Annotated in this window: 6 protein-coding genes; 5 read left to right on the top strand and 1 reads right to left on the bottom strand. The window is 66.8% G+C overall.

Annotated features, from left to right (window positions below):
- From JHD80_RS24090 to glgX (JHD80_RS24070), 5 genes are all read left to right on the top strand, one after another.
- Positions 1 to 727, top strand: a 727-nt coding sequence (locus JHD80_RS24090) for a serine hydrolase (RefSeq protein WP_199092597.1), incomplete at its 5' end; no start/stop codon positions are given.
- A gap of 3 nt (positions 728 to 730) precedes the next feature.
- Positions 731 to 7,219 (top strand): autotransporter domain-containing protein, encoded by a 6,489-nt coding sequence (locus JHD80_RS28835; protein ID WP_199092595.1) that lies wholly within the window; start codon positions 731 to 733, stop codon positions 7,217 to 7,219.
- Positions 7,220 to 7,595: 376 nt separating this feature from the next.
- Entirely contained in the window at positions 7,596 to 8,027 is a 432-nt protein-coding gene (locus JHD80_RS24080; RefSeq protein WP_199092593.1) for a hypothetical protein, read from the top strand.
- Positions 8,028 to 8,346: 319 nt separating this feature from the next.
- On the top strand, positions 8,347 to 10,812 hold the full coding sequence (locus JHD80_RS24075) for a glycogen/starch/alpha-glucan phosphorylase (protein WP_199092591.1): 2,466 nt from the start codon (positions 8,347 to 8,349) through the stop codon (positions 10,810 to 10,812).
- A gap of 49 nt (positions 10,813 to 10,861) precedes the next feature.
- Positions 10,862 to 12,787: a glycogen debranching protein GlgX gene (glgX, locus tag JHD80_RS24070; protein WP_199092590.1), complete on the top strand. Its 1,926-nt coding sequence runs from the start codon at positions 10,862 to 10,864 to the stop codon at positions 12,785 to 12,787.
- On the opposite strand, the gene glgX (JHD80_RS24065) is transcribed toward glgX (JHD80_RS24070), so the two are convergent.
- Positions 12,788 to 14,323, bottom strand: a 1,536-nt coding sequence (glgX, locus tag JHD80_RS24065; protein WP_199092588.1) for a glycogen debranching protein GlgX, incomplete at its 5' end; no start/stop codon positions are given.

Below are 14,323 nucleotides of genomic sequence, written 5' to 3'. Positions count from 1 at the left end.
GCGCGAGATGCCCGATCCCGCGACACCGCCTGACGAGAAGAACCCGTTCGCGGCCTACAAGGCCTCTTACTACTGGGACTGGATGTCGAGCCATCGGCCCGCCTATCGGCCGGGCACGACCGCGATCTACTCGAATTTCGGCTTCGGCCTGCTCGGCGAGGCGCTTGGCGAGGCCGGCGGAAAGCCGTTCGCGGAACTGGTCGGCGAGCGCATAACCAAGCCGCTCGGGATGGCAGATACGACCTTGCGCCTCTCGGAGGCACAGAAGCCTCGGCTGATGACCGGGCTCGACCCGTTCGGAAAGCCCGACCCGAATTGGGAGGCGAGCGAGGTGATGCAGGCCAGCGCCGGCATCTACACCACCGCTGACGACATGGTGAGGTGGATGCGCTGGCACCTTGCCGACGATGCGGCAGGGCGGCCGGCACGGACACTCGCTCATGCGCTCTGGCGACCGCATGACGGGCTTTCCCGCCTGGTCGGGGTCGAGGCGACGGACTCGGAGGGGATGGGGCTTGGCTGGATCGTCAGCCGGCCGAAGGACAGGGTGCCTCTCCTCCTCGGCAAGAGCGGCGGGATCGGCGGCTTCATGAGCTATGTCGTGCTCTCGCCCAATCGCAGGCTCGGCATCTTCGTCGTCGCGAGCAAGGTCGACTTCGCCATGTTCGAGGGGCTGAGGACCGCCGTCCGCGATCTGGCGGCGGAACTGACCCCGGCGAGCCCGTAGACGATGGCCGCGTCGCGTCCCCTCCGCGGATCGAGCCACCTCGCCTGCTCGACCGCGATGCTGCGCGTCTGGCTCGCTCTGGCCGGATCAGCCGCTTCCTGCGCGCCACTCGTGCTGGCGCTGCCCGCCTGGGGGCAAGTCAGCGGAAAGGGAGGAGCCGGCGGTGCCCACGGCATCAGTCGTCCCACCACAGGACAGGCAGGTAGCCTCGGTGGCGAATATTCCGGCGGTGGTGGTGGCGGCGGCGGCGGGGCCAATGCTCGGCCAAGCGGCGGATCCACAGGCGGCAAGGGCGGCAGCGGCGTGGCCGGCCATGGCGGCGGCGATGGCGGCGACATCAACGGCAATTCATCCGTACTCCAGTCGATTCCACCTGGATATCTCGGCCATGTCGGGCAGTCCGGTTCGGCGGGTGGCTCGCCCTCGCATGGCGCTGCCGGCGCCCCGGGACATGATGGCGGCAGTGGCGGCGGCGGTGGCGGGGGAGCCGTCGGTCTCGATTTCTACGGGACATTGCTGACGGCAAGCCAGACGATCAACCTGGTCGGCGGCAATGGCGGCAATGGCGGAACCGGAGCGAACGGCGGCAACTCCTACAGAGACCCCTTCATTGGACATGGGGGCGCAGGTGGAGGCGGTGGCGGTGGTGGCGGCGGCGGTGCCGCGGGGTTGTCTTTGCCGGGTCAGGAGCTCGTCTTCAGCCCTTCGTCGGTCGGGTTTCACTGGGTCCCACCGCCCAACCTTGCCGTGACCACCACGAATGCGAGGCTGCAGGGCGGCAATGGTGGCCGAGGCGGAGACGGCGGCGACGGAGGATCGGGCTCGGGGGCCTATGTGTCGCAAACCTGCCTCCCCGGAGGCCGAGGCTGTTTGCCGATCCGCATGTATCCGGGCGATGGCGGACCCGGCGGCTCCGCTGGAGACGGTGGTGCCGGCGGCGCCGGTCTGCTGTCGCTCTACGGCCGACAGATCAGCCTTTTTGCGACGACCGCTCAGGGCGGCAACGGCGGCGACGGCGGCGGCCTCGGAGGCGGAGGCAATGGCGGCTCGAGCTACGGCTATAGCGGCATGACGGATGGCGCTCGCGGCAATTTCGGAACGAACGGAAACGGCGGCCGTGGCGGTGCCGGCATCGAGGTCGTCGCGACGAGCGGCGGCAGTACGATCATCTCCCTGTCGTCGGATAGCCATGCCCTCGGGGGCAAGGGTGGCAGGGCCGGCTATCTTGCTTCGCCCGGCTGGGGAGGCGACGGCATTCGTGTAGCCGGGCCCGCGACCATCACAGTGGGCGGGACTGCGACCGGCGGCGGCGGTGGCGATGTCAACGGTGCATTGTTCGGCGGCGGCGGCGGTGCAGGCATTTTCGTCGACGGCCAAGCCAACGTTACGGTTCAGAACGGCGCGCAAGTATCTGGCGGACGCGGCGGGCTCGGCGAGCAATCATCCGCCGGCCGCGGAGGCGATGGCGGCTCGGGCATCGAGGTGCTGCGCGGCGGGACATCCCTGATCATCGCCGGAGAGGTGCGCGGCGGCGACAGCCAGGGCTTTGTTCCCGGCTCGCAAGGCGCGGCGATTGCCCTCAACGGCAGCGGCAATTCGGTCGAGCTGCAGGCGGGATACAATCTGGTCGGCAAGGTGGTCGGCGGCAGCAATGCGACGCTCATTCTCGGCGCCGCGACGAATGCGGGCTTCGATCTCAGCGGGCTGGGTTCGCAATATCTGGGCTTCTCGGATTTCAACAAGGGCGGAGCAAGCACCTGGACCCTGTCGGGTGCTGCGACGGCCTTTCGCGGCGACATGGCGATCGACGCCGGAACGCTCGCCTTCTCGGCAGGAGCGCAGCTCACGGCGACGAATGCTCAGATCGCAAACGGCGCGGGTTCGACCGCGGCCGTCTCGGTCACGGGGGCTGGAGCGAAATGGACCGTCGACGGTCCGCTTGTCGTTGGCAATCAAGGCCAGGGCGGCCTGACGGTCGCCGATGGAGGCACCGTTCTCGCCGGCTCGATCAGGGCCGGAACGGCGATCGGCGGGACCGGCACGATCAGCATCAGGGGCAACGGCTCGCATCTGGGAGCCGGCAGCCTCGTGCTCGGCGATGGTGGCACAGCATCGGCCCTGGTGTCCGGGGCCACGTCGAGCCTGACGGCAGATACGCTCACGATCGCGAACCGCGGCAGCGCCGATCTTACCGTCGCCGACGGCGGCCGAGCCGGCGCTGGCGGGGGCCGGAACATCGAGGTCGCCGAGACCCTGGGCAGCGTCGGCACCATCAATATCGGCGCGGCTGCCGGGCAACCTGCGACCGCACCGGGGACACTCGCCAGCGACATCCAGTTCGGTGCCGGCACCGGCAGGCTGGTCTTCAACCACACCTCCAGCGGCTACACATTCACCAGAGCAGTCTCGGGCGCAGGCGCGATCGACCTCCGCGCCGGCACGACGATCCTCACAGGCGACAGCGGAGGCTTTTCCGGGCCGACAACAATCGCCGGCAGCACGCTTCGGATGGCAGACAGCGCACGGCTCGGCGGCACCGTCAGCATCGATGGCGGCGGCCGGGTCGAAGGCGGCGGCAGCATCGGCGCGACGACCGTCAACAACGGCGGCACGCTCGCGCCCTCCGGCTGGAACGCCCTCACGATCGACGGCAACGTGACCGTCAACAGCGGCGGCACCCTCCGGCCTTCGGATGCAGCCGGCCTCATCGTCGATGGCACGCTGACGCTCAATTCCGGCAGCGCTTACGACTACCGGCTGCATGGCTACGGATCGTCAGCCGTCGGCTCGGCAACGACGCGCGTCAACGGCAACCTGGCCCTCAATGGCGGGACGTTGAATCTCGCCAGCAGCTCTCAGCCTGCGCTCGGCTACCACCGCGCCTTCACCTATACGGGAACTCTGTCCGGTGCTGGCCTCCCCGTCGGGACGGTGCCCAACACCGGGCCGTTCGCTTACAATTACAGCGTCGACACCTCGCTAAGCGGCAAGGTCGATGTGCTCGTCGGCGCCAATGGCGTCAACATCCTGCAGCTCTGGGGCACGACATCGGCCGGTGGCGCCAGTGGGAGCTGGACTGCCACCAATCAGAACTGGCTGGACCTCGGCGGCGTAACGCCGACGCAATGGGGCAGCGGCTATGGCGTGTTCCGGGGCCCGGGGGGCACCGTCACGCTCGACAGCGTCAACGGTGCGCTGGGCGCCGTCGGGCTGCAATTTGCCGGCGGCAGCTACACGCTGACCGGCGACAGCCTCGACCTGCATGGCTATAGCGGCGGCGGCATCACCATCACCACGCCGGAAATCAGGGTGCTCGACGGCGAGACCGCCCGGATCGACGCAACGCTCACCGGCACGGCCGGTTTCGAGAAGACCGGCGACGGCACGCTCATCCTCGGCGGCGCGAACAGCTATAGCGGCGGCACCACGATCTCGGGTGGCAAGTTGCAGGTTTCGGCCGACGCCAATCTCGGCGCGGCCAGCGGCGGGCTGACATTCGACAGCGGCGCGCTTCATACCGTGGGCAACATGGTCAGCGGGCGGGATGTCACGCTGCGCGGCACCGGCGCGATCGAGACGGATGCCGGCACCACATTGACTCTGTCCGGCCCGGTCGGCGGCGCCGGCGGGCTGATCAAATGGGGGGACGGAACGCTTCTCCTCACCGGCACCAACAGCTGGGCGGGCGGCACCCTGCTCAATGCCGGCACGATCAGGGCTGGCAGCGCCGGCGCCCTGCCGACCATGACCGATTGGATGCTGACCGGCGGCAAGCTCGACCTCGCGGGCCATGATCTCTCGATGGCCTTCCTGGCGAGCACCGGCGGCGAGATTGCGCTGGGCGGCGCCGACCTCACCGTCAATCAGGCGCAGGACAGCCTCCATGCCGGAACCATCACCGGCGCGGGGCGCCTGCTGAAGGATGGTCCCGGCGCATTGCTGCTGACCGGCACGAACAGCTATTCCGGCGGCACGGTGATCCGCGACGGCACGCTCGCCATCGTCGCCGACGCCAATCTCGGCAGTGCTGCTTCCGCCATTGCCTTCGACGGCGGCGGCCGCCTGATGACGCTGGCCGACATCACCAGCAGCCGCTCGGTCACGCTTGCCGGCACAGGCACGATCGAGACCGCTGCCGGCACGCGTTTCGTCCTCGGCGGCTCGACCAGCGGTAGCGGCAACCTGGTCAAGGCGGGTTGGGGAACGCTGGCCTTGACCGGCAGCGCTGGCCATGCCGGAGGCACGACGATCGCGGCCGGCACGCTCCAGATCGGCGATGGCGGCACGACGGGCGAGCTCGCCGGCGATGTCTCAAACGACGCTGTCCTGCGCTTCAACCGCTCGAATCTATACAGTTTCGGTGGTGCCATCTCCGGCGCCGGCATCGTCCTTCAGTCCGGCTCCGGGATGACGAGCCTGACCGGCACGAACTCCTATTCCGGCGGCACCTTGATCGAGGCCGGAACCCTGCAGGTCTCGCGCGACGCCAATCTGGGCGCCGGCGGAACGGCCGTTACTTTTCTGGGCGGAGGGCTGCGGTTCGGTGACTCGTTCAATACCAATCGCACCATGCTGCTGATCGGCAATGGCACGGTCGACACCAACGGCCACGATGCAACGCTGACAGGCGGCGTCTACGGTTATGGCGATCTGATCAAGGCCGGCGCGGGCACGCTGACGCTGAGCGGAACGAACTCTTATCGCAACACGCTTGTTACCGCCGGCACCTTGATCGGCGACGCCGCATCGATCTCCGGCGATATCGCCAATAACGGCGCGGTCGTCTTCAACCAGCGAAACGATGCCAGCCTGGCGAGCGTGTTGTCCGGCACCGGCAGCTTCACCAAGGCCGGCGGCGGAGCCCTTGCCTTGACCGGCGACAGCTCCGGCTTCTCCGGCTCGACCACGGTGTCTGCAGGCACGCTCATCGTCAACGGCGCGCTCGGCGGCGGGCTCGATGTCCTGTCCGGCGGCCGGTTGCAAGGCAACGGCACCGTCGGGCCGACCACGATCCATGCCGGTGCGACCATCGCCCCGGGCAATTCGATCGGCACGCTCACCGTCTCCGGCGACATCCGCTTCGAGCATGGCGCGACCTATGCGGTCGAGGTCAGTCCGGGCGGCTCGTCGAGCGACCTGATCCGTGCCAGCGGCAAGGCGCGCCTCTCGGGCGGCTCGGTGGTCCATATCGGCGAGGACGGCCCTTATTGGGCGAACCAGCGCTACACCATCCTGACGGCGGGTCAGGGCGTCGAGGGCCGCTTCGACGATGTCAGCTCCAACTTCCTCTTCCTAGATCCGAGGCTGGAATACGACACCAACAATGTCAGGCTGACCCTGCTGCGTAACGACCTGCCGTTTGCCGCGATCGCGCAAACGCGCAACCAAGGCCAGACGGCCCTCGGCTTGGAAAGCCTGGGTGATGCCAACCCGCTATGGCTGAGCTTCACGCAACTGCGCGACGAGGGAGGGGCCCGGCGCGCCTATGACAGCCTGTCGGGCGAGATCCATGCCTCGGCCAAGACGGTGCTGATCGAGGGCAGCCAGGCAGTGCGCAATGCGGTGTCGGACCGGATCCGCGCCGCCTTCGACGGAATTGGCGCGCCACGGATCGCGACACTGGCCTATGCCTCCAGCCACGGGGCGGTCGCAGCGGGCGGGGCGAGCGAGGGCTTTGCCTTGTGGGCGCGCGGCTCCGGCTCCTGGGGCCAGACACGTGGCGACGGCAACGCCGCCTCCCTCACACGATCGAGCGGCGGCCTCCTTGCCGGATTCGACATTCCGGTAGCGTCGGAGGCGCGGCTGGGCGTCGTGGCGGGCTACTCGCGCTCGACCTTCGAGGTCGCTCGGCGCCGCTCCCGCGGCGAGGCGGATCATTACCATATCGGCCTCTATGGGGGAGCCGAACTCGACCGCCTCCGCTTGAGTAGCGGGGTCACCTATGCCTGGCATGAGCTGGACACCCGGCGCAGCGCCATATTCTCCGGCTTCGGCGAGGAGCTGCGCTCCGACTACGACGCCCGCAGCCTCCAGGCTTTCGGCGAGCTCGCCTATCGCTTCGACGCGGGGCGGGCCACCTTTGAGCCCTTCGCCAATCTCGCCTATATCAATCTCCGCAGCGCCGGCTTCACCGAGACAGGTGGCGTCGCGGCGCTCACCGCCAGGGCGCAGACCACGGCTGTCGCCTTCGCCACGCTCGGGCTGCGCGCTCAGATGAGCTTCGATCTCGGCAACAGCGTCGCGCGGATAAACGGCACGCTCGGCTGGCGGCACGCGGCGGGCGACGTTACCCCGGTGTCGCTCCAGGCCTTCTCCGGCGGCGCGCCGTTCTCGATCGCAGGCGCTCCGATCGCCCGCGACGCGCTGGTCGTCAGCACCGGCCTCGCGCTGAATCTTTCACCGGAAGCCGAAATCGGGCTGTCCTATGACGGCCAGCTCGCATCGCGCGCGACCGATCATGCCTTCAATGCCCGACTCGCAGTCAAGTTCTGACACCACCACAGGCTGCGGATCGTGACGCCCAGCGTTCGACGACCTGCCTGACCGCCTCCTCCTTGAACTTCGATGCGAATCTCTGCGAACTCATGACCGACCTCCCATGCTCAAAGGATAGGTCGGCTTCGCCCAACGGACGGGGCAATCCCAGCTGAGAGGATCATCTACCGGGGCACATCTCGTTCCGGAGCGCAGATATCGACCCTCCGGTTAACGATGGTCCGCGAGAGCGGCAATTGCCCGGTGCCATCCCATCAAATGACATAGACATCCCTTGGGCGATGGCGCCTCATAGGGCTGCAGTTGTCTCCATGCCTCTTTTGGAAATGACCGCTGGCGGCGCGGATTGACGCCGCCTTGGCGGAGACCTGTCATGCACAAAGGCTATCTGATCCTGCGCGATGGGCGCGGGCAACCTCTGAATCCTCAGTCGGGAAACAACGTCGACGAAATCCGCCCAGGATATCTCGAGGCATACACGGCCGTTTTGCCATGGTACGAGCGGGCCGATTTCCAGCGGATGTGGGAACTCGCCCACGATCGCGATGACATGCCCAGCAGTTATGAGGTTTGGCATGCCTCGGCTCGCGCTGTCATGACCGAGTGGTTGTCGCGCGGCAAGGCTCTTCAGATCATCACCATCAGGCCCGATGAGTTCCTGGCCTGGCTGAAGGCCCGCGGGCTTATCAACACGGCTGCAAGCCGTTTGAAATACATAGAACAGCGGGCTCGGGGAGCAGGTACAAGCCAGCCCGTCGACGTTGGCGTGACCGTCGACCCGCCTGCGGAAAGCACTGCAGCCTAAGCTGGAACGGGTGATGCGACGTGCGGTCGGATTGCTGTCATGAGGTTGCGTGAGGTGTTCCGACGGCCGGGCTCAGTGCCCTGTCTAACAGGCCTCCCAGCCATCCGACGATGCGGCGAGAACAGTTCCCAGCCGCACCGAAAGGCTCATCGTTGGACCGGCGCTGCAGTTCCCGCATCCGCTGGAAATGAGCGCGCTCGTACCATGGCAAAACGGCCATGTGCACCTCGAGATATTCCGCGCGTGCCAAGTCTGGTCTTGATGTAGCCATCGCATTACGAGATCGTGCCCATGCGGATTTCCAGCCTGGGACTTTCTTTTGTCAGCTCTTTCTCCTGAGACCTCCATTCATTACGAGCCCGACGAGCAGGTCGAGCGCATCAAGGCGGAGGTGGTGCGCAAGCTCTCCTATTCGCTCGGGAAAAGCCCGGCGGTCGCCCAGCCCCATGACTGGTTGACGGCAGCGATCCTCGCGGCTCGCGATCACGTCGTCGATGTCTGGCAGAAGTCGACCCGGGAAAGCTACACGACAGGCAGGAAGCGGGTTTATTACCTCTCTCTGGAATTCCTGATCGGGCGTTCGCTCGCCGACACGCTGAACAATCTCGGCCTGACCGGGTCCATGGCCCAGGCGCTGCGCGAACTCGGCGTCGACCTCGCCGATATCGAGAACCTCGAACCTGACGCAGCCCTCGGCAACGGCGGCCTCGGGCGCCTCGCAGCCTGCTACATGGAGGCCATGGCCTCGACCGGCGTCCCCGCGCTGGGCTACGGCATCCGCTACGATCACGGACTGTTCAAGCAGCGCATCGACGGCGGCCGGCAGATCGAGGTTCCCGAAGACTGGCTGTCCTTCCGCAACCCCTGGGAGTTCGAGCGGCGCGAGAGCGCCTACAAGATCGGCTTCGGCGGATCCTTGGCCGCGACCGAGAAGCCCGGCAAGGTGTTCTGGGCCCCGGAGGAAACGGTCTTCGCGGTCGCCTACGATACGCCCGTCGTCGGCTGGCGGGGGCGCGGCGCCAATACCTTGCGCCTGTGGCGCGCGCGGGCGATGCATCCGCTGTCCCTCGACGCCTTCAACCAGGGCGACCTGATCGGAGCTGTTGCCGAACGCAACCGCGCCGAGGCGATCTCGAAGGTGCTCTATCCCAACGACTCGACCCCGGTCGGGCAGGAATTGCGCCTGCGGCAGGAATTCTTCTTCACCTCCGCCTCCTTGCAGGACTTGCTCCGCCGGCACTATCGCCAGTTCGGCACGCTCGAAAACCTGGCCGACAAGGCATCGATCCAGCTCAACGACACCCATCCTTCGCTCGCGGTGGCGGAGCTGATGCGCCTGCTGATCGACGAGCACGGGTTCGAATGGGAGCACGCCTGGGAGATCACGACGGCGACGATCTCCTATACCAATCACACGCTCCTGCCCGAAGCGCTGGAAACCTGGCCGGTCGCGTTGATGGAGCGGCTCCTGCCGCGCCATATGCAGATCGTCTTCGGCATCAATGCCCGCTTCCTCGACGGGGTCCGCCGCGACGCGCCCGATTCCGACCTCTCCGCCCTCTCGCTGATCGACGAGTATCACGGTCGGCGGGTGCGGATGGCGCATCTCGCCTTCGTCGGCTCGCACAAGGTCAACGGCGTCTCGGCCCTGCACTCGAACCTGATGAAGGAAACGGTATTTGCGCCGCTGCATCGGGTCTTCCCCGACCGGATCACGAATGTCACCAACGGGATCACGCCGCGCCGCTGGCTTCTCAACGCCAATCCGGGCCTGACGAAGCTGCTCAAGGAAACCTGCGGGGAGAAGGTCTCGGACGATATCGGGTTGATCCGCCAGTTCGCGAAACATGCCGACGACCCCTCGGTCCACGACCGGCTGGCCGCGATCCGACGCGAGAACAAGCTCAGGCTCGCGAAGATCATCCGCCAGGATTGCGGCGTCACGGTCGACCCCACCGCTCTCTTCGACGTGCAGATCAAGCGCATCCACGAATACAAGCGCCAACTGCTCAACATCCTCGAGACGATCGCCCTCTACGACGCCATTCGGTCCGAGCCGTATCGCGACTGGGCGCCGCGCGTGAAGATCTTCGCCGGCAAGGCCGCCTCGAACTACGCGACCGCCAAGTCCATCATCAACCTGATCAACGACGTCGCCGCCGTGGTGAACAACGACATCAGCACGCGCGACCGGCTCAAGGTGGTGTTCCTGCCGAATTACAATGTCAGCCTCGCCGAGGCCATCATCCCGGCGGCCGACCTGTCGGAGCAAATCTCGACGGCCGGCATGGAGGCGTCCGGTACCGGCAACATGAAGTTCGCCCTGAACGGAGCCATCACCATCGGGACGCTTGACGGCGCCAATATCGAGATCGGCGAGCGCGTCGGCGCGGACAATATCGCGATCTTCGGCATGACGGCGGAAGAGGTCGAGGCGACGCGGCGCAATCCACGGCCCAGCACCGAGATCATCCATGCCTCGGCTCATCTGGAGGGCGTTCTCGATGCAGTTGCCGGCGGAGCCTATTCCCCGCGCGATCGCGACCGGTATGCCGGCTTGGTGGACAGCCTCCTCGCGAATGACTGGTTCATGGTTCTCAATGATTTCGAGAGCTATCGCCTGACGCAGCGGCGGATCGACAGCCTCTGGGCCGACCAGGCAAAATGGTGGCGCATGTCGGTGAACAACACGGCGCATTGCGCCTGGTTCAGCGCCGACCGCGCCATCGGGGAATATGCCCAGCGCATCTGGAACCTGCCGGCCTCGGTTCCGGGAGAAGGCTGAGGCTTTGGCATCGCCGTTGAGGATCAGGCCCTGCCCGCAGCCGGCGCGAATGGGCCCTTCCATCGTGGAAGGCGGAGTCTGCCTCGCGGTCTTCTCGCGCCATGGCAGCTGCGTCCTCGTTTCAGTCTTCGACGAGGCCGGCGAGACGGAGCTGGCATCGCTGCCGCTGCCTTGCCGGAGTGGGGACATCCATCACGGCTTGCTCGAAGGAGCCGGCGCGGGGCTGCGCTACGGCCTGCGCGTCGAGGGGCCATGGCAGCCCGAGCGCGGCCACCGGTTCGATCCGGCGAAGCTGCTCGTCGATCCCTATGCGACAGTGATCGACCGCCCGTTCCGCTGGGATCCGCAACTCGCCCGTCATGGCGCGGAGACATCGGCGCTGGTGCCACGCAGCATCGTCCAGCCCCTGCCCTTCCCCCTGCCTGCCTCTGGCGCGCAGGCTGCAGCAGCATCACCCAGCTTCATCTATGAGCTCGCGGTCCGGTCGTTCAGCATGCGTCACCCGGCCGTGCCTGAGACGCTGCGTGGAACGCTCGCCGCCCTGCGCGAGCCTGCCGTCGTCGCCCATCTGCAAAGTCTCGGCGTCAGCCATGTCGAGCTGATGCCGGTTGCCGCCTGGATGGACGAGCGCCACCTGCCGCCGCTCGGGCTCGCCAATGCCTGGGGTTACAACCCCGTCAATTTCTTCGCGCTCGACCCGCGGCTCGCGCCCGGCGGGCCGGCCGATCTCGCCGCGCTTTGCGCCGCCTATGCCGAGGCCGGTATCGGTGTGATCCTCGACATCGTGCTGAACCACACCACTGAAAGCGATGAATTCGGCGGCACGGTGAGCCTGCGCGGCCTCGACAACGCCGTCTATTACCGCCACGCCGCCGACGATCCCGGCCGGCTCGTCAATGATACCGGCTGCGGCCATACGCTGGCGCTCGACCGTGCCCCGGTCATGCGCCTGGCGATGGATGCCCTGCGTTGCTGGCTGCGCCTCGGCGTCGCCGGCTTCCGCTTCGATCTCGGGACGGTGATGGGACGGACCGAGACGGGCTACACGCCGGATGCCCCGCTTCTCGGAGCCATCCTGCAGGATCCTGAGCTCGCGCGCGCCATCCTGATCGCCGAACCCTGGGATATCGGTCCAGGCGGCTATCGCCTCGGCGAATTCCCTGCCCCCTTCGCTGAATGGAACGGCCGCTACCGCGATGATATCCGCCGCTTCTGGCGCGGCGACGCCGGCATGGCCGGGGCGCTCGCGACGCGGCTTTCCGGCTCCTCCGATCTTTTCGCCGGCAACCATCGCGGGCCGCGAGCCAGCGTCAATTTCATCGCCGCCCATGATGGTTTCACGCTCCGCGACCTCGTTTCCTTCGAGCGCAAGCACAACAACGCCAATGGCGAGGACAACCGCGACGGCGAGAACGACAATCACAGTTGGAATTGCGGCGCCGAAGGCCTGACCCGCGATCAGGGTATCGAAGCCGCCCGCGATCGCGACATCCGCGCCCTGCTCGCGACGCTTTTCCTGTCGCGCGGGACCCCGATGCTGACCGCGGGCGACGAGTTCGGGCGCACGCAGCACGGCAACAACAACGCGTATGCGCAGGACAACCCGACATCCTGGCTGGACTGGGAGCGCGCGGAGGAGGAGCTCACGGCCTTCACCGCGTCACTTGTAAAGCTGCGTCGCCGCCATCCGCTTCTGTCAGGCAGCACCTTCCTGACCGGCAAGGGAGACCCGCCGGACGCGGTCTGGCTCAAAACGGACGCGACCCCAATCGCCGATCAGGAATGGGCGGGCCTCGATGCGTTCTGTCTTCTCCTCAACGGCAACGACGAAAGCCTGCTTGTCGCCGTGAACAGACGCCGCGAAGCGACGCCTTTGACGCTTCCAGCCGGCCAATGGGAGCGACTGTTCACCTCTGACAGCGCCTCGGAGGCAGGCCTTCCCGCGCGCAGCGTCGCGCTGTGGCGGAAAGCCTGATCACATCAGCACGATCAGGGACCGGGGCGAGAGCGAGATTTCCTGATCGGCCTTAAGGCCCTTGCGGCCCTCGTCCGAGTTCGGACCGGTCTCCGTATCCAGGACGACCGACCACGAACCCGTTTTGACCCGCGGCGGGATCTTGAAAACGACCTCGCCATCGAAGGCGTTGAACAGGATCAGCGCCTCGTCGCCGCCCGCCTCGACATCCGGCATATGCATCAGCAGGCCGATCGCGAGCACGCCGGGATCGTCCCAATGCTCCTCCTGCTGGTCGCCTCCTGCCGGGTTGACCCAGCGCAGCAGGCAGCCGTCGCGGAACGAGGCGCGCCTGAAAATCGGGTGCTCGGTGCGCAGGGCGATCACGCGGCGGACGAAGCCGGCGAGCGCCTTGTCATGCTTGGTGATCTCGTCCCAGCGCATCCACGCGATCTTGTTGTCCTGCGCGTAGACATTGTTGTTGCCGCGGTTGGAATGGCCGTGCTCGTCGCCGGAGAGCAGCATCGGCGTGCCGTGGGACAGGAGCAGCGTTGCCAGCAGATTGCGCTTCTGGCGCTCGCGCACCGCGATGATGCCCTCGTCCTTGGTCGGCCCCTCGGCGCCATGGTTGAAGGACAGGTTATGGCCGTGGCCGTCCTTGTTGTCCTCGCCGTTCGCCTCGTTGTGCTTGTCGTTGTAGGAGACGAGGTCCGCCAGCGTGAAGCCGTCATGGGCGGTGATGAAGTTCACGCTGGCCCATGGCCGGCGGCCGCGCTGGTCGTAGACGTCGCCCGAACCGGTGATGCGCGCCGCGAGATCGCGGATGATCCCCTCCTCGCCTTTCCAGTAGCCCCGGATGGTGTCGCGGTACTTGTCGTTCCACTCGGCCCAGCCCGGCGGGAAGCCGCCGACCTGATAGCCGCCCGGCCCGATATCCCAGGGCTCGCCGACGAGCTTGACCTTGCGCAGCACCGGATCCTGCCCCATCGCGTCGAAGAAGCCGCCGCGGGGATCGAAGCCATGCGGCTCGCGGCCGAGGATGGTACCGAGATCGAAGCGGAAGCCGTCGACCTCCATCACCTCGACCCAGTAGCGCAGCGAATCCATCACCATCTGCAGCACCCGCGGATGCGAGGTGTTGACGGTGTTCCCCGTGCCGGTGTCGTTGACGTAGTAGCGCGGCTCGCCCGGCATCGTCCGGTAATAGGAGAAGTTGTCGATCCCCTTGAACGACAGCGTCGGGCCGAGCTCGTTGCCCTCGGCCGTGTGGTTGTAGACGACGTCCAGGACCACCTCGAGGCCGGCGTCATGGAAGCGACGGACCATGTTGCGTAACGACGACAGGCCACCCCGTCCGAGATAGCGCTGCATCGGCGCGAAGAAACCGATCGTGTTGTAACCCCAGTAGTTGGACAGCCCCTTGGCGACGAGGTGATGGTCGTCGAGATAGGCATGCACCGGCAGGAGCTCGACCGTGGTGACGCCGAGGCTCTTGATGTAGTCGACCACCGCCGGCTCGGCGAGGCCGTCGAAGGTGCCGCGCCGATCCTCCGGAAC

Origin of the sequence: Allobosea sp. ASV33 (assembly GCF_016428755.1) — a bacterium.
In the GTDB taxonomy this organism is placed as follows: Bacteria; Pseudomonadota; Alphaproteobacteria; order Rhizobiales; family Beijerinckiaceae; genus Allobosea.
Note: the sequence above shows the minus strand (reverse complement) of the source record. Positions and strands in the feature narration are given on the sequence as shown.

Coding starts and splice junctions, on each gene's coding strand:
- JHD80_RS28835 (WP_199092595.1), top strand. CDS start 731: ATGGCCGCGTCGCGTCCCCTCCGCGGATCGAGCCACCTCGCCTGCTCG.
- glgX (WP_199092590.1), top strand. CDS start 10,862: ATGGGCCCTTCCATCGTGGAAGGCGGAGTCTGCCTCGCGGTCTTCTCG.
- JHD80_RS24080 (WP_199092593.1), top strand. CDS start 7,596: ATGCACAAAGGCTATCTGATCCTGCGCGATGGGCGCGGGCAACCTCTG.